This window comes from Wolbachia pipientis, assembly GCA_023052945.1.
In the GTDB taxonomy this organism is placed as follows: Bacteria; Pseudomonadota; Alphaproteobacteria; order Rickettsiales; family Anaplasmataceae; genus Wolbachia.
In genome coordinates this window covers 856,572-879,403 of sequence record CP095495.1, presented here as the reverse complement: position 1 = coordinate 879,403, position 22,832 = coordinate 856,572, and the positions used below count along the sequence as shown (strand labels likewise).

At 35.0% G+C, this 22,832-nt stretch carries 29 protein-coding genes and 1 pseudogene; 25 read left to right on the top strand and 5 right to left on the bottom strand.

Annotated features, from left to right (window positions below; all coding sequences use genetic code 11):
- Window positions 1–4 precede the first annotated feature (4 nt).
- The 24 genes and pseudogenes from MWH06_04260 (at window position 5) to MWH06_04145 (ending at window position 17,201) form a co-directional block, all read left to right on the top strand.
- On the top strand, window positions 5–325 hold the full coding sequence (locus tag MWH06_04260; protein ID UPA54541.1) for a hypothetical protein: 321 nt from the start codon (window positions 5–7) through the stop codon (window positions 323–325).
- Window positions 318–815, top strand: coding sequence for a phage tail protein (locus MWH06_04255; protein UPA54540.1), 498 nt, complete (start codon window positions 318–320; stop codon window positions 813–815). The genes MWH06_04260 and MWH06_04255 overlap by 8 nt, the downstream gene beginning before the upstream one ends.
- Window positions 796–1,269 (top strand): hypothetical protein, encoded by a 474-nt coding sequence (locus tag MWH06_04250; GenBank protein ID UPA54539.1) that lies wholly within the window; start codon window positions 796–798, stop codon window positions 1,267–1,269. The genes MWH06_04255 and MWH06_04250 overlap by 20 nt, the downstream gene beginning before the upstream one ends.
- Window positions 1,256–1,711 (top strand): phage baseplate assembly protein V, encoded by a 456-nt coding sequence (locus MWH06_04245; protein ID UPA54538.1) that lies wholly within the window; start codon window positions 1,256–1,258, stop codon window positions 1,709–1,711. Before MWH06_04250 ends, MWH06_04245 begins: the two co-directional genes overlap by 14 nt.
- 8 nt (window positions 1,712–1,719) lie before the next feature.
- Complete coding sequence (locus tag MWH06_04240) at window positions 1,720–1,974, top strand: PAAR domain-containing protein (protein UPA54537.1); 255 nt, start codon at window positions 1,720–1,722, stop codon at window positions 1,972–1,974.
- A gap of 5 nt (window positions 1,975–1,979) precedes the next feature.
- The gene (locus MWH06_04235; protein UPA54536.1) at window positions 1,980–2,315 is read left to right on the top strand and encodes a GPW/gp25 family protein; all 336 of its coding nucleotides are present in this window, start codon (window positions 1,980–1,982) and stop codon (window positions 2,313–2,315) included.
- A 9-nt stretch (window positions 2,316–2,324) separates the two neighbouring features.
- Window positions 2,325–3,122: a baseplate J/gp47 family protein gene (locus tag MWH06_04230; protein UPA54535.1), complete on the top strand. Its 798-nt coding sequence runs from the start codon at window positions 2,325–2,327 to the stop codon at window positions 3,120–3,122.
- Window positions 3,123–3,128: 6 nt separating this feature from the next.
- A complete protein-coding gene (locus MWH06_04225) occupies window positions 3,129–4,346 on the top strand; it encodes a phage tail protein (GenBank protein UPA54534.1) in 1,218 nt (405 codons plus the stop codon).
- A 21-nt stretch (window positions 4,347–4,367) separates the two neighbouring features.
- Window positions 4,368–5,051 (top strand): hypothetical protein, encoded by a 684-nt coding sequence (locus MWH06_04220; GenBank protein ID UPA54533.1) that lies wholly within the window; start codon window positions 4,368–4,370, stop codon window positions 5,049–5,051.
- A 16-nt stretch (window positions 5,052–5,067) separates the two neighbouring features.
- Window positions 5,068–7,001: pseudogene (locus MWH06_04215) on the top strand (DUF4815 domain-containing protein).
- Complete coding sequence (locus MWH06_04210; GenBank protein ID UPA55747.1) at window positions 6,973–8,193, top strand: hypothetical protein; 1,221 nt, start codon at window positions 6,973–6,975, stop codon at window positions 8,191–8,193. The pseudogene MWH06_04215 and the gene MWH06_04210 overlap by 29 nt, the downstream one beginning before the upstream one ends.
- A 4-nt stretch (window positions 8,194–8,197) precedes the next feature.
- Window positions 8,198–8,392, top strand: a complete 195-nt coding sequence (locus MWH06_04205; protein UPA54532.1) for a hypothetical protein — start codon at window positions 8,198–8,200, stop codon at window positions 8,390–8,392.
- The gene (locus MWH06_04200) at window positions 8,389–9,864 is read left to right on the top strand and encodes a hypothetical protein (GenBank protein UPA54531.1); all 1,476 of its coding nucleotides are present in this window, start codon (window positions 8,389–8,391) and stop codon (window positions 9,862–9,864) included. The genes MWH06_04205 and MWH06_04200 overlap by 4 nt, the downstream gene beginning before the upstream one ends.
- Window positions 9,865–9,874: 10 nt before the next feature.
- Entirely contained in the window at window positions 9,875–10,435 is a 561-nt protein-coding gene (locus tag MWH06_04195) for a hypothetical protein (protein ID UPA54530.1), read from the top strand.
- Window positions 10,428–11,612, top strand: a complete 1,185-nt coding sequence (locus tag MWH06_04190; GenBank protein ID UPA54529.1) for a phage tail sheath subtilisin-like domain-containing protein — start codon at window positions 10,428–10,430, stop codon at window positions 11,610–11,612. Before MWH06_04195 ends, MWH06_04190 begins: the two co-directional genes overlap by 8 nt.
- 15 nt (window positions 11,613–11,627) lie before the next feature.
- Entirely contained in the window at window positions 11,628–12,134 is a 507-nt protein-coding gene (locus MWH06_04185) for a phage major tail tube protein (GenBank protein UPA54528.1), read from the top strand.
- 36 nt (window positions 12,135–12,170) lie between these two features.
- Window positions 12,171–12,425, top strand: coding sequence for a phage tail assembly protein (locus MWH06_04180; protein ID UPA54527.1), 255 nt, complete (start codon window positions 12,171–12,173; stop codon window positions 12,423–12,425).
- A gap of 121 nt (window positions 12,426–12,546) precedes the next feature.
- Window positions 12,547–12,807, top strand: coding sequence for a hypothetical protein (locus MWH06_04175; protein ID UPA54526.1), 261 nt, complete (start codon window positions 12,547–12,549; stop codon window positions 12,805–12,807).
- A 17-nt stretch (window positions 12,808–12,824) separates the two neighbouring features.
- Complete coding sequence (locus tag MWH06_04170) at window positions 12,825–14,831, top strand: phage tail tape measure protein (GenBank protein ID UPA54525.1); 2,007 nt, start codon at window positions 12,825–12,827, stop codon at window positions 14,829–14,831.
- Complete coding sequence (locus tag MWH06_04165; protein UPA54524.1) at window positions 14,831–15,178, top strand: phage tail protein; 348 nt, start codon at window positions 14,831–14,833, stop codon at window positions 15,176–15,178. Before MWH06_04170 ends, MWH06_04165 begins: the two co-directional genes overlap by 1 nt.
- 2 nt (window positions 15,179–15,180) lie before the next feature.
- Entirely contained in the window at window positions 15,181–15,390 is a 210-nt protein-coding gene (locus MWH06_04160; GenBank protein UPA54523.1) for a tail protein X, read from the top strand.
- Window positions 15,391–16,326: a phage tail protein gene (locus MWH06_04155; protein UPA54522.1), complete on the top strand. Its 936-nt coding sequence runs from the start codon at window positions 15,391–15,393 to the stop codon at window positions 16,324–16,326.
- A 52-nt stretch (window positions 16,327–16,378) separates the two neighbouring features.
- The gene (locus MWH06_04150) at window positions 16,379–16,915 is read left to right on the top strand and encodes an ankyrin repeat domain-containing protein (GenBank protein ID UPA54521.1); all 537 of its coding nucleotides are present in this window, start codon (window positions 16,379–16,381) and stop codon (window positions 16,913–16,915) included.
- Window positions 16,916–16,982: 67 nt separating this feature from the next.
- A complete protein-coding gene (locus MWH06_04145; protein UPA54520.1) occupies window positions 16,983–17,201 on the top strand; it encodes a hypothetical protein in 219 nt (72 codons plus the stop codon).
- On the opposite strand, the gene MWH06_04140 is transcribed toward MWH06_04145, so the two are convergent.
- On the bottom strand, window positions 17,202–17,723 hold the full coding sequence (locus MWH06_04140; GenBank protein UPA54519.1) for a phospholipase D family protein: 522 nt from the start codon (window positions 17,721–17,723) through the stop codon (window positions 17,202–17,204).
- Here MWH06_04140 and MWH06_04135 point away from each other — a divergent pair.
- Complete coding sequence (locus tag MWH06_04135; GenBank protein UPA54518.1) at window positions 17,722–18,645, top strand: patatin-like phospholipase family protein; 924 nt, start codon at window positions 17,722–17,724, stop codon at window positions 18,643–18,645. The two genes, MWH06_04140 and MWH06_04135, sit on opposite strands and share 2 nt — an antisense overlap.
- Window positions 18,646–18,691: 46 nt before the next feature.
- Here MWH06_04135 and MWH06_04130 read toward each other — a convergent pair whose 3' ends face one another.
- The 4 genes from MWH06_04130 to MWH06_04115 all read right to left on the bottom strand — a co-directional run bounded on the left by MWH06_04130 (window position 18,692) and on the right by MWH06_04115 (window position 22,696).
- Window positions 18,692–19,024: a hypothetical protein gene (locus MWH06_04130; GenBank protein ID UPA54517.1), complete on the bottom strand. Its 333-nt coding sequence runs from the start codon at window positions 19,022–19,024 to the stop codon at window positions 18,692–18,694.
- A 450-nt stretch (window positions 19,025–19,474) separates the two neighbouring features.
- On the bottom strand, window positions 19,475–20,461 hold the full coding sequence (locus MWH06_04125; GenBank protein ID UPA55746.1) for a helix-turn-helix domain-containing protein: 987 nt from the start codon (window positions 20,459–20,461) through the stop codon (window positions 19,475–19,477).
- A gap of 46 nt (window positions 20,462–20,507) precedes the next feature.
- Window positions 20,508–21,428, bottom strand: coding sequence for a helix-turn-helix domain-containing protein (locus tag MWH06_04120; protein UPA54516.1), 921 nt, complete (start codon window positions 21,426–21,428; stop codon window positions 20,508–20,510).
- A 74-nt stretch (window positions 21,429–21,502) separates the two neighbouring features.
- Window positions 21,503–22,696, bottom strand: coding sequence for a hypothetical protein (locus MWH06_04115; GenBank protein ID UPA54515.1), 1,194 nt, complete (start codon window positions 22,694–22,696; stop codon window positions 21,503–21,505).
- Window positions 22,697–22,832: the final 136 nt, after the last annotated feature.

Here is a 22,832-nt window from a genome sequence, read left to right as displayed (position 1 = left end):
AAATGTGCAAGAGAATATTAAGAGATTATTTAAAGATTGTTTTGCCCATTTAGGAGAAGTGGCTTGTTATAAATCAAAGGATAAGTCATATATGGTACAGGTATTAAAGCAACAGCCAGATAAATTATACGAGATTGGTGAAGGACAATTTGTGGGAGAGATGCTTTTTCTTGAGGTAAATGTTTTTGATGTACTGAGGCCAATGGTGGGAGATATTTTTGTTATTGATGGTCGTAAATATAAAGTATATTCTCCACCACTGCGAGATAATTCAGGAATAGTATGGAATATAAAATGTACAGTACTTGGAGAGAAGGATGTTTAACATTGAGGTTAATGCAAATATTGAGAGAATTATTCACAACATTGATGCTAACAAAGCCAAAATAGAATTGGCAACGGTAAGAGCGCTAAACAAAACGGCATTATGGTTAAAATCTCAGGCTGTCCGAGAAATCAGTGAAGAAAAGCAAATTAGGCTAAAAGTAATTAGAAAAAGACTAAGAATTATCAAGGCAAGGAAAAGCACTTTGAAGGTTTTAATTAGAGCATATCTGTATGATGTGAGAATGAGAAATATAAAACAAGCAAAAATAAGAACAGCATTTAATGATGCATTTATGGCAACGATGCCAAGAGGCTATCGTGGTATTTTTAAACGTGTAGGAAGAACAGCACTACCGATACAGGAGGTTAAACTACCACTTGAACCTGAGGCTTCAAGGATAATAGAAAATCTTGTTAATTATGAAGTTGAAAGGATATTTGAAAAATATTTTACACATAAGTTATTTTATGACGGCATTTTGGACTAATTTACATGAGGCAGTCTGTAATACGCTAAAGGCAGAGATACCAGCAATTCAAACTTGTGAAGTTTATCCAGCAATAAGGAAAGAGTTAGCAGCTCCAGCGGTATTTATAGAATTGTCAAGTCTAGAGCAAGGAAAAGATCCAGGAACAGAGGAGCTAGCGCTGAGAGCAAAATTTGAGGCACGAATAGTGATCGATAGCACAATAGAAAATGCCCCTATTATTGTCAGATCATTAGCTGCTGAGGTTGCCAGAGTAGTAAATAAAAATACTTGGAACGTGAAAAATGTTTCACCAGGAGAATTTATATCAGGAGGAGGAGATGATTTTAGGCCAGAGCTCGATGCATATTTAGTGTGGATAGTAGACTGGGCGCACGAATTGCATGTAGGGCAATCGATTTGGGAAGTGAGTAAAATAAAACCTCATTTAATCGATGTGAATGTTGGAAAGTAATTTTGCAATTTCAGAATTGCGGAGGAAATTGGCCAACATTGTCCGTATAGGCATTGTCGAAAAAATAGATTATGAAAAAGCTAAAGTAAAAGTTAAAATAGGTGAACTTGTAACAGATTTTCTTCCATGGATAACAAATAGAGCTGAAAGTTGGTCACCACCAAATATTGATGAACAGGTAATAGTATTATCACCATTGGGAGAATTGTCTTTGGGGGTGGTTTTACCGGCAATATATCAGGAAAAATACCCTCCTCCAGAGAATAAAAAGGAAGTAAATAGTGTAAAATTTCAAGATGGGACAAGATTTACATATGATAAAGAGAAACATCATTTAGAGATTGAAGTAGTAGACAAGATAACACTGAATGTTGGGGAATCAAGTGTAGAGATAACAAAGAGCGAAATAAAACTAAAAGCAAAAAGAGTAAATCTAAATTAGGGAAAGGAATGAATAAATCAGTTATACGCCTAGGAGATCACTGTGAAGGAGCGTTGCTGCATTTTTGTATAAGTAGAAGCAGAGATGTATTTATAAACGGAAGACCTGTCTGTAGGCAAGGAGATAATTTTAGTGAAGGAAAAGTAATGACACAAGGGTCGAAAGCAGTGTTTGTAAATGGCAAAGCCATTGCTCGTACTGGTGACCTAATTTCCTGTGGAGCAATAGCAGAAGAAGGGAGTGATAACGTTTTTGCAGGGTAAATAATATGCGTGGTATGAGTTCTGAAACTGGTAAAACAATAAGTGGTATAGAGCATTTAAAACAATCAATAGTTGATATTTTAACTACGCCAATTGGCACTCGTGTTATGCGCCGAGATTACGGATCAAGGTTATTTGAGCTGATTGATCATCCAATTGTACCTGGTTTTGCACAAGAACTTTATGCAGCAGTTGCAGAAGCATTAGAAAAGTGGGAGCGTCGATTTAAGCTTAAACGTGTACAAATAACAGAAATAAAAGAAGGTAAAGTAACTCTCATTTTAGAGGGAATCTATCTGCCAAATGGAAAGCTGATCCGCCTTGATGGTATTATAGTATAAGGTAGTAGGATGAAAACACCAAATATTGTCGAAACATTAAAATTTGAGGAAATCTTTTCGCGAATGAAAGAAGAGTTAGTGCGTCGGAATGCAAGTTTTTCTGCACTAACTGAGAGTGATCCAGCAATAAAGATACTGGAAGTAGCAGCCTGGCGTGAACTTTTGCTTAGGCAAAGGATTAATGATGCAGCACAGGCAAATTTACTTGCTTTTGCAAGAGGTAATGACCTTGATCACTTGGCTGAATTTTATGGTGTGCTGAGAAAGGAGTCAGAGAATGATGAATCCTTAAGGAAGCGGGTAAAAGCCAAAATTGTTGGTTGGTCAACAGCAGGAAGCAAAGAACATTATCGCTATCATGCATTATCTGCTGACACAAGAGTAAAAGATGCGCAAGTGGTATCACCTGTACCAGGAAGTGTACAGATTTCAATACTTTCTACAGAAAATGATGGAGTACCTTCAGAAGAATTGCTAGAGATCGTCAGAAATAACGTTATTCGCGATGATATTCGTGTATTAACAGATACGCTTACAGTTATTGGCTGTGGTATTATTCCCATTACTATTCATGCTAAAGTGCATATTTACCCTGCTGCATCAAAAGATGTTATCGCAGCTGCAAAGGAACAATTTATCAAAGGTCTTGAGTCTACTAAAGGTTTAGGGTGGAATGTAACCAGGTCCTGGATTATTGCTCATCTTTTTACAGAAGGTATACAAAATATAGAGCTTACAGAGCCGATAGAAGACATCGTCGTGCAAGATAATGAATGCGTTACTTTAAATAATTTAAGTGTTAGGTAAAAATTGGTGATACTTCCTCCAAATGCTTCAAAGCAAGAGCAAATACTTACAGACATAATTAATTATTCTTTTGATGCAAATTCTCTACGGGGATTTAAATTTAACCCACAGACTGAAATGTTGCCGTGGCTAGTAGCGGAATACGGCTTGGGAGAAATTTTATCCTGGGGTAAGAAAGCTACTAAGAGTGCATTAAAAGAATGGGTCTTAGCTAAGCAAAACGGAATAAGATTTCAACGTTTGCGCGGTACACCACAGTCACTGAAGATGGCGCTGAAGTGGGCAAACATTGATAATATTACCATTCAAGAAGAACCACCAGGAGAGCATTTTGCTGAATTTCAAATTGGCATCTCTGATGTTCCTAATGACTTTTTTGTCGATAGTGTAATTGCTCTGGCAAAATTTTCTGCACCGGCAAGATCTCGATTAATGCGAATATTCAATGACTATTACAATGCTCAGCGGTTTATGTTAGATGAAAGTATTTTTGGAGATCTTCTTTCAGACTACTCAGGTGTAAAAATAGCAAAAGAAGGACCAGTATTATCGTTTGGAAGAAAAAACTCATTTGAGCTGAAAATGGGAAATCCAAGATTTAAATTTGGCACTTTTAGATCACATTATGATAGAAGTTACAGTAATGATTTATATAGGTTAGATGTTGCAACATTAGGAGAGACAGAGCCTCACACGAAGAATTACAACGGTACATATGAAAGAAATCATGAGTGGTACAACTTAGAAGCACTATATCCTCTACCACAGAGTTTATTGCCAGAAATTAAGTTTGCTAAAGCATTGATAGTATTGTCAGATAGTTGGAATTTAGGGGATATCAATGCTTGTTTTGCATCAACTACTTATGAAGAAATAGAGCATACATTTCACTTAAGTGAAGATAAACTTTCTGAGCAGATTTGGAATTTTCAACGTACACCAATTTTAGAGCGATTTAGTATAACTTATTACTATGAAGCGAAGAATTTTACTGATCAAAAAATAATAGAGTCTAATTTAGTGGAATATCACGTTGATTGTAAAAATGATTCAGATTCAAAACAGAAAGATCCCATTCATGAGCTAGAAAATTACGTAGCAGCATTCTATCTAGGTATGGTTACTTGGCATGAACATCGCCACTTAAATCGCCCTTGGAAAGATTTTGATCCTATTATTGCAAAAAAATTGGACGTTTTTTCTACGGATCTTGTATATACATAATATCAACTGCACAAATCAACTATGTCAGTACTCACACAATCAGGCAGAGCAGCTATTGCTGCGAGCATAAGAGAGCAACCGATACATCTTGCTTGGGGAACAGGTGATTCAAGCTCTGGAAGTAGCCATCAGGTCGAAAAAGTTTTTGTTGAGGGTGAAATAGCTCTAGATCACCACACTATTAAAGATGTAAGGGTTTTTACAGGACAAACAACTTATCAGCCAAGTATAGATTATATAGTTGATAGCAGTAGTGGCGTAATAAAACGTACGGAAAATAGCTCTATCAGGGCAAATAGTGCAGTTACTGTAGAATATAGTGAAAGCACACCACCAGAGCTGATAACTTCTGAAAAACTGCTCAATGAGCTTGGCAGACGTACTGCGAACGAAGTGCTCTTCTGCACAGGTGATGAGAATGGAGAGCTTTTGACCCCTTCTGGAAGGTTTAGGCCCTCAAATGTACCAACTAATAATCTCTATCTTAAATTTACTTTCGATTTCACGGACGCAGCAAATCAAGTGATAAGGGAATTAGGGGTTATGGTTGGTACTAAAATAAAAGAAGGATTACCTGAAGGACAGAGATATTTTGAACCAAAAGACGTGGAAAATCCTGGAATTTTGTTAGTTTTAGAACATACAGTACCACTTATTAGAACTGCAGCAACTCGGGAAACTTTTTCATTTGTTGTAACTTTTTGAATTTTTCTAGCATAAAATGACTTTAAACGCCTATTATAACCGCTTTAATCCTGACAAAGAGTACGAAAAAAGTTTGTTCCTTGCAGGAAGAGGTCTACAGTCTGCAGAATTAAATGAGACTCAGGAATATGCTCTTTCTAAGCTTAAAGGCATAGGTGATGCAATATTTCGTGATGGTGATGTTATAACGGGAAGCAATTGTATTATAGATAGAGAAACTGGTAAAGTTACGCTTGAATCAGGAAAAATCTATCTTCGTGGAGCAGTTAGAAAAGTCGAAAAAGAAGAATTTATTATTCCACTGAGTACCACAGTTCGTATAGGTGTTTATTATCTAGAATCTACTATTACAGAGCTTGAGGATGAAAATCTTCGTGATCCTGCAGTTGGTACAAGAAACTATCAGGAAGTAGGAGCAGCAAGACTTAAAGTTTCTACCATTTGGGGTTATCAATCTGAAGGTCTTTCTCCACGTTTTTCTGAAGGAGAATTTTATCCAATTTACAATATTGAAAATGGAGTATTAATAGAACATTCACCACCACCACAAGCAAATATAGTAACTACTGCTCTTGCTCGTTATGACAAAGAAGCAAATGGTTCCTATGTCGTAAATGGCCTTGAAGTAATGTTCCTGCAAAAGGAAGTGGGAGAAAGAGGAAAAAAATATTTGTGATTAATGAGGGCAAAGCTCATGTTGATGGTTATGAGATTGAACTTCCTCACAGTATTCGTGTTTCTTTTGATGCAGATCCAGATATAAAATCAGTTGAATCAGAACCACATACTTTTCAGCCAAATAGCCAAAGAGTAATGGAACTTAAAGTTAATGATTTTCCAATAAGTGAAATCAAAAAAGTAGATATAACTATTCAAAAAACTATTACCATTACTCATGGTTCATATTCAGGAGCTGTTGATCCAATATCTGACTCTGCAGTACTTGAGATTATTCAAATAAAGCAAGGGAATGTAATCTATGAAAATAGTGTAGATTATAAACTAAACGCAGGAAACGTTGATTGGTCATTACCTGGCAAAGAACCAGCTCCTGGAAGTAGTTATCAAATAACCTACCGCTCTCGCACTCATGTAAGCCCTGAAGATATAAGTGAAGAGGGATGTAAAGTAAGAGGTGCAGTTGATAACAGCTTGGTTTTGATAGATTATACCTGGAAAATGCCCCGCTTTGATTTAATTACTATAGATGCAAAAGGCGCAATAAGAAGGATAAAAGGCATAGCTCACCCTTGGCGACCATCGATGCCTAAAGCACCCTCTGGACAACTTTTGCTCTGCTACATTCACCAAACATGGAAAAAAGGCGAAAAAGAAGGGGTGAAAATAGTGAATAATGCTATTCATGCTGTACCGATGAATGAGCTTGAAGCAATGAAAAAAGGAATAAATGATCTTTATGCGCTGGTTGCAGAGGAACGTTTACGCAATGATGCAAATTCAAGAGAACCTACTACCAAGAAAGGAGCATTTGTTGACCCATTCTTTGATGATGATATGCGTGATCAAGGAATTTCGCAGTCTGCAGCAATAGTAAACAAGGAACTAATTTTACCAATAGATGTAACGATTGCTGATATTGATGGGGGAGAAAAAACTTATTTGTTGCCGTATGAACTTGAACCGGTACTGGAGCAGCTTTTACAGACTACAGGAGAAAAAATTAATCCGTATCAAGCTTTTGATCCAGTACCAGCACAAATTACTTTAAATAAAAACATAGATCACTGGACGGAGGTAAAAACAAATTGGAAAAGTCCAGTAACCAGAGTATTTAATGTTAAAGAAACAACAGAGCTGCTGTCAAGTACTTCATACGAAACTGAATTTATGAGAGAAGCAGTACAGAATTTTGAGATCGAAGGTTTTGAGCCAAATGAAAAACTTAAAGAAGTAAAATTTGATGGCATTTCTATTACACCTATGGCATAGAGGAAAAAAAGTGGAAGCTAACAATCAGGGAAAATTAAAAGGAAAGGTGAAAGTGCTGGCAAATATTCCAGCAGGTACTAAATTGGTGCAATTTTATGGAGATAAAGGAAGCTATGGAGAAGCAACGTATACTGGTAAAAAAACAATTACCATAGAAGAAAGAAGAAGAGTTATTGCAGCAAGACGAGTTGATCCTTTAGCGCAAACATTTACTCTAAATGAAAGCAGACACATAGGAGGTGTGGAGCTATGGTTTATAAATAAAGGCAAAAAACGTGTTGTTGTGCAGATTAGAGAAACGGCAGTAGGAATGCCCTCACAAACTGTCATTGCTGAAAGCTATATTGAGCCAAAAGATATAAAGATAGATGGTACGGCAACACGTATTACTTGGTCACCAGTGTTTTGCCATGCAGGGCAAGAATATGCAATAGTTTTACTTACCGATGATTCAGAGACAACAGTCAAAATAGCAGAACTTGGCAAATATGATGCAGTAAATAGCCGCTGGGTAACAAGTCAGCCATATCAAGTAGGAGTATTACTTTCATCTAGCAATGCAAGCACTTGGACTCCACATCAAAATTTAGATTTAACGTTTCGATTACTAGCTGCAAAATTTAGCGAAGTTTCTCACATTATTGATCTTGGCAAAGTTACTGCAAATAACGTATCAGATTTAATTGTTTTGACGAACGTCGAAAAAGTAGCATTTGATACCAATGTAGAATTTATCTTAACAGATGAAGAGGGAAAAGAAAACTTTTTGTCTGATAATTTACCGCTTGCACTGCGTGAAAGAATAAATGGGGAATTAACGGTAAAAGCAATCCTAAAAGGAGGGCGAGAAAAAAGTCCAGTTCTTTATCCTGGGTTACAGTTAGTTATGGGTAATCTTTCAGAGTCTGGAGATTATGTTACAAGAAGCATTACAGCAGGAGCTAACACTAAGATTACCATAACATATGATGCGCTAATACCTGGCACTGCAGATGTTAAAGCATATGTGCAAAAAAATGTGGATTGGCAATTAGTAAATTTAACATCAGGAAAACCTATTGGAGAAAATTGGGTAGAGAGAACTCATGTGCTATCAAATTTTAATGGTAATGAGACAAGGATAAAATTGGTTTTAAGTGGAACGGTTATCTATCGTCCTAAAGTAAAAAATTTGCGAGTGATTATTACTTGAATCAATGCCAAATGACCAAAGCAAACGAGGATATACACTACCACATCCAGAAAACATTGCAGTGGAAGATGTAGTACGTATTCGCAGAGCTATAGAAAAAATAGATGAAGATATTACCGAAAGAGAAGATGAGCATAATCAACTAAAAAATAATTTTAAACGATTTAGATTTGAAACTTTTTTGAATTTTTGGGAATGAAAGAAGCAATAGAAGCGTTACATCAAAGGATAAAGGATTTAGCAGCAAACAGCACACCTGATCAACTGGCATATCTTGCAAAATCGCTGGAGTTGATAGCAGATAAAAAAGCTATTGCTGACATTGTGCAGATGACTGAGGTAAAAGAGATAATTGATGCACTACAAAAGAGGCTTAAGGATTTAGCAGAAAACAGTACACCAGATCAATTAGCATATCTTGCTAAAGCATTGGAATCAATAGTCGACAAAAGTGCAGTTTCTGAAATTGTACAGATGACTGATGGTAAGCTAAAAGAACTTCTTGATAGTGCAAGAAAACACTTAAATGACATAAACAGCAACAAAACAAACTCAATATCGGCAATAACTGCAGCAAAAACAGATTCCGTCAATGAAATCAACAAGCTTAGGGATAATTCCTTAAACACTTTAAAAGCATCATCAGATTCTCATATATCTCTACTTGATACGAGAAAGAATGCAAATATTGCAGCAATAAATAGCATTAGTAACAGTCATAAAGATGGTCTTAAAGGTTTAGTAGAAGATTTTCGTGCTGTTAATAATGTACCATCTGGCTCATCAATTATTAGGGAAATAGAAACTCGTGATAACCAATTAAAAACATCCCTTACAAACGAGATAAAAACTAGAGATGATGAGCTGAAAGCATCGCTTACACAAGAAATAAGAAAGCGCAATATGGTTGAACCAGGGTCATTACCTTTCTTATTTGGTGTACTTGGCAGAAAAAATAATTATTTTGGCCACGGAACTTTTATGACAGAGCTTGGAAAGTGGAGTAGTGATATAACAAAAACTGACTATATGTTACAACTACTAGCAGGTAGCCATACGTACAATACAGATTACGTTAGTTTTTATCGGCCAAGACAACTAAGTTTTATAGAGGGAAGCAAGGGAACATTTATTTACGGAGAGTTATGCACAAAAAGCTTTTCGGGTAGTTATGATGAGATATACTATTACCCATATGCTGCACTTGGAGTAGTATTTATAAAAAATACAACGAATGTGAACATAAATAAAACAATAGAATTTGTTGGATCATCGTACTCTAGTACGGAGTACGGGGGTGCAGGACTATTTGTGGGAACACCAGATAATACCAATTCTAATAAATCAAGTATTTCAAGAATAATATGGAAAAATGTTTACCAATACACGAGTTCTGATAGCAAATTAGCTGGATCTGGTAATGTGGAGATTCCAGCAGGAAAAACAGTTGCAATATTACTTTACACATCATCTTACCTGTATTCCAGAACACAAGTTAGTCAAGGTATGCTTGCATCAAATTATGTACACAACTATGGTCAATTTATTCAGTGGGGGATTTATAACATACGTAGCAATGTTCTAACTACAGGGCTTGAGGTGGACGTAGAGAGAACGCTAAAAGCTTGGCAATGTCCAGGATTAGAACGAACTGATCAAATATGGCAATGAGGAGGAATTTGTGACTATTTATATACGTTTTGAAAACCACAAGCAGATTGAAACAACAACACTTGAAAACAAGCCAACTGGAAATGATTGGTATGAAGCGCCAAAGAATTTTGATTGGCAAAAAAGCTATTGTTTAACAGAAGGAGGCAAAATTGCTCAGCGAAATCAAGAAGACATTGAATTGGAGTTACTGCAAAATGCGAAGTTTTCTGCACTTTCTAATCTTCGTGCTTATTATGATAACTATACTCACCAATACGCAGGGCATTCTCACCAAAAAGCTAAATCTTATGAGATTCAAGCGAAAGCCGCAGAGAACATTTTAGCAGCACCAGAATCTATGAATGAAAAGGATGTGGAAATTATAGAGCCATTAGCAAAAGTCCGTGGTATTACAGTTATTGAAATGGCAAAAATAATTGAGGAAAAAGTGAAAAAAGCAGTAAAAGAAATAATTAAATGTGAAGAGTTGGAAGACATTACCAAGAAGAAAATTGCAGAAGCCAAAAGTGAAAATGAGCTAGAGAACTTACTAAACGATTTTAAACAAAAGATGCAAAGAAATGGCTGAAGAATTTTTACATGGTGTAAATGTTATTGAGGTAACCTCAGGAGCAAAGACAGTACGTACAGCTAAATCATCAGTGATAGGTGTAATTGGTACTGCTCCTGAAACTGATGAGCAAAAATTTCCGCTAAATAAACCAGTGTTAATTGCAGGAAGCTTAAAGGAAGCAGCAAAGCTCGGAAAGAGTGGCAGTTTACCTTCTGCAGTAAATGGAATATTTTCCCAAATCGGTTCAACAGTAGTAGTTATTCGAGTTAAAGAAAGTGAAAACAGCGATCCAAAATTAAAAGAAGAAGAGACACTGAAAAATATAATTGGCGGTGTTGATAAAGAGACTGGAGAGTATCAAGGGATTCAAGCATTCCTCAGTAGTGAAAGTATAGTTCATGTTTCTCCAAGAATATTAATTGCACCTCAGTTTACTCATCAGTTACCTGAAATAGATGGAGTAAATTCAGTAGTGAGTGCTTTAATTTCCATAGCAGAAAAATTAAGAGCAATTATTGTTGCAGATGGACCAAATACTAATGATGAAGAAGCAATAAAATGGAGAAAAAGTGTAGGCAGCTCAAGAGTTTACGTGGTTGACCCATGGATTAAGTTATTTATTGAAGGAAAAGAAGAAATCTTGCCATCGAGTCCATTTGTAGCTGGTTTAATAGCGAAAGTAGATAGCGAACAAGGATTCTGGCACTCACCTTCAAATAAAGAAATAAACGGTATTGCTGGCACAAGCAGGCCTATTGATTTTATGCTCGGTAATACAAATTGTAGAGCAAACCATTTAAATGAAAATGAGGTAACAACTATAATTCATCAAAATGGCTACAGGCTTTGGGGAAATAGAACGTGTTCAAGCGATCCAAAATGGGCTTTTCTATCAGTAAGGCGCACTGCAGACTTAATTAACGACAGTCTACTTAGAGCTCATCTATGGGCAGTTGATCGCAATATTACCAAAACTTATATAGATGATGTGATTGAGGGGGTGAATTCTTATTTGGCCAATTTGAAAGCGCAAGGAGCAATTATCAGCGGAAAATGTTATGCAACACCAGAGCTCAATACACCGGCAAACATTGCAAGCGGGAAAGTGTCTTTTGACTTCGAGTTTACACCACCATATCCAGCAGAACAGATTACTTTCAGGTCACATCTTGTGAGTGGTACAATATTATAAAAATGGGAGAAAGAGATGTTACCGAAGATTTTAAAGAATTTTAATGTATTCGTCGATGGTCGGGGTTATGCAGGAAAAATTGATGAGATAACGCTACCAAAGCTTACCATAAAAACAGAAGAGTACCGTGCTGGTAGTATGGATATTCCAATAAATATTGACATGGGTATGGAAAAGTTAGAAGCAGACTTTACTTTTTCTGAATACGATACAGAACTCTTTCGGCTATTTGGCTTGATAAATGGAAACTCGGTTTCTTTGACACTTAGAGGTGGAATGCAAGGAAGTGGTAGCAATGATATTGAAGGAGTAATAATCAATTTAAGAGGCATTTTTAAAGAATTTGATTTTGGCAGTTGGAAGCCAGCAGAAAAAGCCACTCTAAAATGCACTGTAGCTGCCCATTATTATAAACTTACCATAGGTGGCAATGAGCTGATAGAAATCGATGCTGAAAATATGATTAGAAAGATAAATGGTATTGATCAAATGGCTTTGTTGCAAACGATTTTAGGAATATAAAAACTTATTTGAAATTTTATTTTTAAGGAGGCGATAATGCACACTATAACACTTAATAATCCAATTACAGTTGATGGAATTTCCGTCTCAGAATTATCGATGCGTGAACCTAAAGTAAGAGATTTACTTGCTATAGAACGCATAGAAGGCGAAGCTTTAAAAGAAGTAGCTTTAATTGCTAATCTAACATCCATACCAAAAGAAGTAGTTGAAGATTTATGTATTAAAGATTATGTAGAAATACAGAAGGTGCTAAAAGATTTTTTGTCGCCGCTGGAACAGAGAACTTAAAGTATAATGTACTACTACTCAGTTCTATTTCAGGAAGTGGAATTGAGCAGATTACTAATATGGATGTAAATGAATTTTTATCCTGGATAGAAATAAGTAAAGGAGTAGCAAAAAAATGTCAATGCTTTCAATAAAAATAGGTGCAACTTTAGATGGAAGTTTTAACAATGCAATGACAGGTAGTGCAACAAAGCTTTCTAAGTTGGGTGATAGTATAAAGCAACTTGATTCGTCAATGAAATCTGTTTCCAAATTTAAGCAACTAAACCACGATGCCCTTGAAGCCATGAAAAATTGGAAGGAAGCGGAGAAGAAAGCAAAAAAACCAGCTGCAGTAATTGCTAAAGAAAAGAAGGAAAAAAAGAACCAAGCAAAGCACTGAAAAATGAATTTGAAAAATTGAAAGCATCAGCATCAAAGGCAAAAGAGGCTTATATTAAAAAGAGAGATGCACTTCACACATTAAATGAAGAAATCAGAAAAAGTGGAAAGGATATTAAATCTTTAGTGAGGGATCAAACTAAACTTGGTTCATCTATTGAAGTACTTAAAGGAAAATACAGTAAATTAGGATCTGTAATACAAAAACAGCAAAATGCTTTGGCAAAAAAAGCGCATTATAGATCACAAGTAATGGAGACTGTAGGGCTAGGGCTTTCACTTGCAGCGCCAATTAAAGTTGCGATTGACTTTGAAAGTGCTATGGCTGATGTTAAAAAGGTAGTAAACTTTACTCAGAACACAAATGAGGCCGAAGAATTTGCTCAAAAATTAAAGAAATTATCCCGTGAAATACCATTATCGGCTGCAGAGTTAGCAAAAATAGCTGCAAGTGGTGGTCAGCTTGGTATCGACAAAGATAGGCTGCTTGAATTTACCACAATAGTAGCTAAAATGGCCACAGCATTTGACATGTCTGCTGAGCAAGCTGGTGATTCTATAGCTAAACTCGCTAACATTTATGGAATTGCAGTAGAGAAGATGGAAGGAGTTGGTGATATTATAAATTACCTATCAGATAATACTGCAGCTAAGGCAAACGATATGATTGAAGCACTCGCTAGAGTGGGTGGTAATGCAAAACAATTTGGTTTAGATATTAATCAGACAAGCAGTTTAGTAAATGCTTTCATTAGTTTAGGTAAACAACCAGCAAAAGCAGCAACTGCAATAAACGCTCTACTTAGTAAACTTCAAACTGCTGAAGGGCAAGGAAAAGAGTTCAAGGCAGCATTGGAATCGATAGGTATCACTGCAGAGGAAATGTCACAAAAAGTTGCTGAAAACGGTCAAGAAGCATTACTCTACTTTTTTAAAACTTTAGAGAAAATAGATAAACAAGAACGTTCACAAATCCTTCTCAATCTCTTTGGTCAAGAATATCAAGATGATATTGCATTGATAGTTGGGAGTTTGGAAGAATATAAAAAAGCAATAGGTTTTGTGGCTGATAAAGAAAAGTATAATAAATCTATGCAAAAGGAATTTAATAACCGTGCAAGTACTACAGCAAATAATTTGCAACTACTCAAAAATACAATAGCAGAACTAGGGATGAACTTAGGGTCAGTTATGCTACCTCCTTTAAATTGGATAAGTAAGATTTTGAGGTCTATATCTACAGGTATAGTTTGGTTCGCAGAGAAGTGTCCAATTTTGACTACAGGAGTTATGAGCATAATTTCAGCTCTTATTATTGGTAAGATTGCAGTGGTAGGTTTTGGTTATGCATTTGCATTGGCTGGAGGTGGAATATTAACTTTTAAGGCTATTTTGCAGGGAACACTTTTGCCAGTATTAACTTCGTTATCAGCTCGAGTAATTCCCGCAGTGATCATGGGACTGAAAGCTTTAACGCTAGCTGTGGCTACCAATCCTATAGGAGCTGCTATTGCTGGACTATCAGTTGGTGCAGCGCTTGTAATCGCTAATTGGCAAAAGGTAAAGGACTTTTTCTCAAGTATCTGGAAATCAATTGCAAAACCTATAGAAAATTGGATTGGTTTGGGAAAATTATTTAATGATAGTCCAATAAAAGCATTAGAGAAACCAGTAAAAGCAAAAATAGGCGGTACAACTAAGATAATCAGTAAAAATAATGTTTTTAGTAAAGAAAATCCTTTACTGCACAATAATGCTTTTAGTGGAATTTCGAATAGTAGAACGAATATGATTGAAAGTGCTAGTGTAATTACAGAAAAAAGTTCCGTAGCAGATAATTCAGAGAAAGTTTTAAAAGACTGTGAAAAGTGTGAACAAAAAATTTTCAATCAAACTTTTACATTTAATATAAGTATAAAAGCAGAACCTAACCAAGATGTACGTAGTCTTGCTGATGCAGTAATAAAAAGAATAAGGGAAAAATCACGTGATGTTCTGTTTGATTCAATAGAGCCAATTTACTAATGCTATCACTTGGTCAACATAAGCTTTCTCCAACAAGTGTAAGGTGCAGTAAAGAAAATCGTTGGAGTACAATTGAGTGCATTGGTAAACTACCTTCATTGCAAAATATTGGCCAAGGTACAGAAAATATAGACTTAGAAGGAATAATTTATTTCCATAATCTCAATGATTTAAATCAATTAAAAAGTATGAAAGAAGCAGAAGAACCACATACTTTAGTAGACAGTTTAGGTAATGTTTTAGGGAGGTTTGTGATTGTACGGATAGAGAAAAAACAAACATCATTTTTTCCTTGTGGATTACCAAAAAAGGTTGAGTTTAGTTTAAGTTTGAAGAGATTTAACTAAAAATGACAACATATTACTGGAGTAAGGAAGGAGAGATGATAGATCTAATTTGCTGGAGGCATTATGGAGCAACTAGAGGAGTAGTGGAAGTAGTTTTAGAGGCTAATCCTGGTCTTGCAGAGTATAGTGGTTCTTTGCCATCTGGGTTAAGGATTAAACTGCCTTTAATACAAGAGCAATTAAAAAAATCGAAGTTAAAAGTGTGGGAATAAATGAAACCTGAATTTAGCATTGAGGGAATAAAAGATCATGTAATATCAGTGCATCTTACTGATGAATCTGGTACTATAGATGATGTTGCAGAGGTATGTGTTGATTATGGTAATGAAAATGTAGAAATTCCAAATGAATTAAACATAGCACTAGGTTATAAGGAAATTGGAATCTTTCCAATGGGTATATATACAGTCAACGAAGTGACTATACAGGGTCCACCTAAAACTCTACTAATAAAAGCTCATGCAACAAATTTAAGAATATCTTTAAAGGCAAAAGTATCAAAAGAATGGCACCAAATTACCATAGAAAACTTAGTAAAAGAAATAGCCCAAAAACATGGATATGGATATAAAGTTGCTGAGGAATTTAAGAATGTATTAATACCCCACATTAATCAGGTAGATGAAAGTGATATAAGTCTGTTAACAAAGATTGCAACAGAGCGTGAAGCAATGGCAAAGTTAGCTGGTGGGTATATATTGTTTATTTCAAAGAATATGGCAAAATCAGCCACAGGAAAAGTTTTAGGAACAACAACTATTAGACCTCAAGACACAATTAATTGGAAAGTGCATTTTACCGTACGTGATAAGTATAATTCAGTAGTAGCAAAATGGCACAGCTATGAAAAGGGCGAAACTATTAAAGAAACAGTTGGTAGTAGCGAGCCAAGTTATATTATGCTGGAACTTTACTCTAATGCAGAGTCAGCGCTGAGTGCAGCAAATGCCAAGTTGAAACAATTGAAGCGTAACAATGAAATTTTAGATATAACTATGCCTGGTAATCCAGAGCTATTTGCAGAAGCTAAACTTAATCTTATAGGTTTTAATCAAGCGGTAGATGGTGAATGGATAGTTAATAGAGCGGAGCATACTCTAAATAGCTCAGGTTATCTTACTATGTTATCAGCATCTTTGAGTAAGTAATGTTAAGGAAAAATAAGTACATAGTCTATTCAATGTAAAGAAACTACTGAATATGAGTCAACTAAAATGTAATGAAAAGGATAAAATACATTTTGTATGGTGTATAATATTAGTGGTATGTGTCATTATTACATATTGCTATCAAAAATCTAAAGCTACAGATAATTACAAAACGATCTTACGCATTGCTTCTGAAAATTGTAACCTAGATGTAGTAAAGTTTTCAGTAAAGAACCTATTGAGCATTAACACACAAATTCCTAGATTAACAGCGTTACATTGTGCAGCAGAGGGAAAATGTCTAAAATTAGTAAAATTTCTAGTGAATGAAGGAGTTAATATAAATGATACGGGTAGATATAAAGGATGGACAGTATTACATTCTGCCGCATACGGAGGCAATTTAGAGATAGTTAAGTTCTTATTAGAAAGAGGTGCTAATCCTAATATTAGAGATACAGATGGAAAAAATCCTCGAGATGTAGCTGTAATAGAATCAAGGCACAACAAAGATAAGCCCTACGATCAAATAGTAAAGCTACTTGCAGAGGCAGAGGATCAATACGAATCAACAAAAAGTAATTACTAAAGCTGTAAGTTTTCTATAATCTGCATATAAACTTCCAAAATTACCCATAATAAGTTAATATTTTCACATGGAAAAGCAAAAAATCCCAATTACGGTAATTATTACCATATTAATCCAAACCGTAGCATTGATATGGTGGTTATCCAAGCTAGACTCAAGGGTACAATTTCACGATAAACTTATTGAATATGGTTTAATGGAAAAAGTGTTAGTACTTGAGGAAAGGGTAAAAAATCTTTCTGAAGAACTGGATGATTTTAAAGCTAGCAACTTAAAATGTGGGTAATCAATTTACTATTAATGGCGTATAAGGCCTAGATTGCGATTGACGATCTCTCCAATTTTCAACATATTGTTCAACTAGTGGAGAATCTCCTGTTATGATGAGTAGGTTTTCAGCATTTCTTTGCTGAGCAGCATCTGAAAAGTTAAATGATCCAGTTATGACTTTTTGATCATCAATAATAATTACCTTGCTATGAGCAATAGCGGGTTTAAAATCAATCCATATCGGGATTTTGTGCTCAAATAATTCGTTAATTACACTATGTTTTGAACTAATTTGTGATTCATCGAGGATAACCTTAATATCAACACCACGTTCCTTAGCTTCGATTAGCGACTTTGCAATAGATTTAGAAGTAAATGAATATGCTTGAACCAACACAGACCCTCTAGCATGCTCTACGGAATCAATTATTAGATTGGTGCAATTTTCTCTAGGAGTGAAACATACAGTAGTACTTGGACAAGAAACACAACCTGATAAAAGAGAACAAGTTAATAAAATCAATAAATATCTAACCATGACCAAATACATCCTTTCAGTAGACGGTGGAGGCATAAGAGGCATCATACCAGCGATAATATTAGCAGAAATAGAAAAAAGAGCAAGGAAACCGATAGCTGAAATCTTTGATTTGATGGCAGGAACCTCAACCGGTGGAATTGTTGTAGCAGGATTATGTAAAAAAGATGAACGGGGAAATCCCCAATACTCAGCCAACGACCTAGTTGAGCTTTACCAAAAGTACGGAGCATATATTTTTAAGTCTTCATTTTTTAGGCGATCAATATTATCTTGGTTTAACTGTGCACAATATCCACACAAAAACATCGAATCGATATTAGAAAAATATTTTGGTGATAATACTCTACAAAACACTTTAAGTAATGTGTTGATTACGAGTTACGATATTCAGAATAACTGCCCATTTTTCTTCAAAAGTTGGAAAGAAGGTAATATTAAGCTAAAAGATGCACTCAGAGCTGCAACGGCTGCACCCACTTATTTCATACCAAAACATCTAAAAATTGACCAGATAAACAGAGTATTAGTGGATGGCGGAGTGTTTGCCAATAATCCAGCAGCTTGTGCATATGCAAGTGGTAAAAGGTTATTTCCAAATGGTGACATTCTAATATTATCGATAGGTACTGGCAGAACAGATAGAAGCATAGAGTATGCCAATTCAAAGAGATTTGGAAAAATAGGCTGGATAAAACCACTATTACATGTGATGTTTGCTTCAAGTTTAGATGCAGTGAACTACCAGCTCGATCAAGTTATAGGTAGTAAGTATTTAAGAATACAGTCACAGCTAAAAATAGCATCACCTGACATGGATAATATTACATCAAAAAATATCAAATCTCTTCAGCAAGAGGCAAAGCCAATGATAGAGGAAAATCAAAAAGTAATCGATAAATTTTGTGACATTGTATCTTAATTTACATCAAGTAAAATAAGCAAATTTGCCTTGTTGAGAAATCTTATTATCTTTGCGTACTACTTTCTTTTTCACTACTGAAAAATCCACATAAATGGTTAAAAACCTTTTCAACAAAAAGCTCGCTTTCCTCTCCTGTAAAAGCTTCTTTTATTTCATGGAAACTACTTGTTACCTTATTACTATTTTTTATGACTGAGTAGCTCTCAATAGCTTGGCAAGCAGACAAAATAGTTATTGCCCCTATTATAGTTGAAACAACTATAGCAATTAAAGGCGCTACTGTCGTAAGTATTGCTGCAATTAACGAGAGGCCAGCACAAAACGTAACAACTGAAATACAAAATGCTACTTTATGTTTTTTTTCATGACTAACCATACACACCTCCTCAATAAACCTGTTAAAAGGATAACTTATTTTTTTAGTACCGTCAATATTTTTAGAAAAATTGGCATACTCAAGATAGCTGCTAAATTTCTAGTACCTACTTTAGTTAATTCACTTAAATACCTTTCTATTTGAATATTATATATTGAATATAAAAGCACAAGAATTTCATTTAGTAATGAATGTATATTAAATATATAACTAATTCTGATAATGTTTTAATATATTCTTTATGAATAAGTAAAGCACTAATTTAGGTTAAATTTTAAAAACACGATTCTCAAGCTCATCAATCGATAAATCTTTTATTTTAGAAATGGCATCAATAGAAACATCCAGCATACGTAGATTATTTGCAACCTTTATTTATATTAAGTATATAACTACTTTTACTTATATCTTAATATATTACCTAACACTCCCAACCGTCTTTAACACAATTCAATTTTCACAATCACCCAACTCATCAGCAGTTAGGCCACTTGCTCGCACAATAATATCACTAGCAACACCTGCCTTAACTAGATCTTTTGCAATCTTGATTTTCTCTGCTTTTTTAACCCTTTCTTTACCAGTTTGTATTCCTTCAGATAAAGATCTAGCTACCGTATCCAGTAATTCTTGATCCTCAATTTTTTCGCATTTACCTACAAACCTCAAAACTGGCTCATTTTCATATTCTGTTAGTCCAAGAGCTTTAATGTTAACTGATAATGTCTTTGCTATCTTATATAATATTTCAATTGGAATGTCTGTATATCCTCGTTCATAGTCGTGTATTTCTTTAGGTGTTGAACCGATTTTATTTGCCAAGTCCTCCTGAGTGTATTCCCGTATTAATCTCTGCTCTTTTATCCTTTTTCCCACTTTGTAAAGTATAGAATCAGTACAAATTTCTTTCTCTATATCATCATATTCGTAAATAGATAAGCGAGTCACTTGGGAAATAATATCAACTGAAACTCCTTCTTTCACTAGATTCTTTGCTACTTCTATTTTCGCTTCTTCTTGACTAATTTTCTCGCTAATATATACAAACCTTACTAATGGATACAGCTTCTTGCGTAATTCCTGATCCTTAATTTCTCTATGTATTTTTGTTAGGTAGACTATTTCTTTATCCTCATCTTCGTACCAACCGTTTTCTCTTAGTACTGTTGGTCCTGGAAGTAGATCTATAACATTGACTGACAATGCTCCTGCTATTATATACGATTCTTTGATTGTAATAGCCTTGCACCCTAGTTCAAAATTATGTATTTCCTTATGTGTTAAACCAATTTTGCTTGCTAATTTTGCCTGAGTATACCCTTGTACTATCCTACAACCTTCTATTTTTTTCCCTAGCTCGTAGCTTACTGAGCCAATATGCTCTGAATTATCATAGATAAATCCTCTAAAAGCTGTTTTTCCTACAGAAGCAAACATATATTCTATCACAAAAAAATCCACTATTGGCTAAGTTTTTATGAAATCACAAAAATTTCTCAATCATATAATTTGATAAGCCTGTCGTTTGCAAGATAATATCAACAGAAATTCCTTCTTTCACTAAATTCCTTGCAACTTCAATCTTCTTTTCCTCTCTGACCTTTTCTCTACAAACATGTATACCTTCAAATAAAGACTTGATTAGCATATCGCGTAATTCCCGACTCTCAATCTTTTTGTATTCTTCTATCAAGTTTGATAGCTTTTCTTCCGCTTCACTATCCTCGTCTGATTCGGGAAGTAGATCTATGACACTGATTGATAATACCTTTGCTATTTCATCTAACATTTCAAGTGAAACAGCAGCTCTCCCTTGTTCATACTCGTATATTCCTTGATTTGTTATGCCAACTTTATTCGCTAAATCTTTTTGAGTATATCCTCGTATCAATCTCCACTCTTTTATCCTTTGCCCTACTTTGTATGGAATGGGAATTTTGTTCTCCTCATACTCACCAATAGATAAGTTAGTTGTTCGAGAGATAACATGAGCAGAAACTCCTACTTTCATCAAACCCCTTGCTACTTCTATTTTTACCGCTTTTCTGCTTCTTTCCTCGCTCAAACGAATAAATTTGGTTAATAAATAAAATACCTCGCTTAATTCTTTATCCTTATACCCCTTTACTAAATTTAATATTTCTTCATCTTCAAAATATCTTTTTTCATTTGGTAGTGTTTCTCCACAAACTAGACCTTTCACATTCACTGATAGTGCTTCTGCTATGGCATATAACTTCTTAATTGGAATTTTACGGTTCCCTTTCTCATATTGCAGTATTACCCAGTACTTTACACCCACTTTCTCCGCTAAATCCTTCTGAGTATACCCTCGCTCTAACCTCCAACTTTTCACTTTTTGCCCTACTCCATAATCTAGACTTCTTTCCACGAAAAGAACCATATATATAATATTTTCTACTATAGCTCAAAGGCTCCAGATATAATAGCAGACTCTGGAACCTTAAAATAAATGAATTAAAGTTCCCTAAAGGTTTCTTTACTACCTCCACATACCCTATTTACCCATGAAGACAATACTTCATCATTGCTAATCTCTTTTATAGCATACTTTTCATTCCATATGCCACATCTAGTGAAATTACCTCTCTCTACTGCTTCTTTAAGCTTTACTCCAGCAAAAAGACAATTTTTTCCTATTTCTTCGCCTCTTTCTTGTAATTTAGACCACATTTCCTTGTTTTCTACTCTGACTTGTACTTGATCATATTTTTTTACATCGTGGTACAATATAATATTTAGCTGACCAATGCTTGTAGGAAATTCTAATATAATAGAGCTTTCATCTGACATATCGATATAGTTTCTTATACCTCCCTTCTCACTTTTAACCTCAACTGCATCATTGCCAATTTTTAAAATATTACTTCCTAACTCTCTTTTTGCTTCCAGTATTTTGGCTACCTCTACCTTGCTATCCCCAGAAAATTCTATATATGATGTTGTATTATCTATCTCAACATCTATTAATTCTCCTTCTTGCACAGCACTTTCGCCAGCTTTCTCTAGTTCTTCTAGTCTCTCATCTATCTGTGGCTGAACTTCTGGTTGTAGCTCATTATAGATTTCACCTATCAATTTATTCTCCAATAAAGTATCATGAAACTCTGCACCGTTTAGCATTAATTTACGTATTAGCTTTTTACGATCAGCCTTATCAAATTTATGAAAATGTGTGCCCAGTATCACATATTCCGCGAAGCTCCACTCTCCATCATTACATGCATTTAGCCTCGCTCCAGCAGCTAGTGCTTCGTCTACAACCTTGTGCAGTTCATTTGGACTTTTTGCTCTTACCACAGCACCCTTAAACCAGCTCAACTTTTCTGCACTTGGCTTTATTTTTTTCAAAGCTGAAGCAAATGGATTTTTATCTTCTTGATCACTTACAGGTTTTGTGCCATAAACATAGTCAAATCCTTTCCCATAGTTGATTTGGTTTTCGCGAACTTCTCTACCAGGGAAAGGTGCTATTTCTTCAGGCTTTTTAGCCTTATTAATTTTGCTTACAAAGGTGGATTGCTCCTTAGTACGACCAATTCCTACAATAGCATTTAACACCTCACCTTTTGATAATCTATCAAGATCAATGTTTAACTCGTAAGTACCTCCTTCTTGATCATCAAAAGGTACAATTATTTTATTACTCATATTAGCCTCCGCTATTAAATATACTTTACTAAGCCTACAACCGACTTTATTACTTTATTATTAATTTAATATATACTTTCTCATTAATTATAAGCAATGATTAATGCACTTGCAAATACTTTCTTCATTCAAGTAG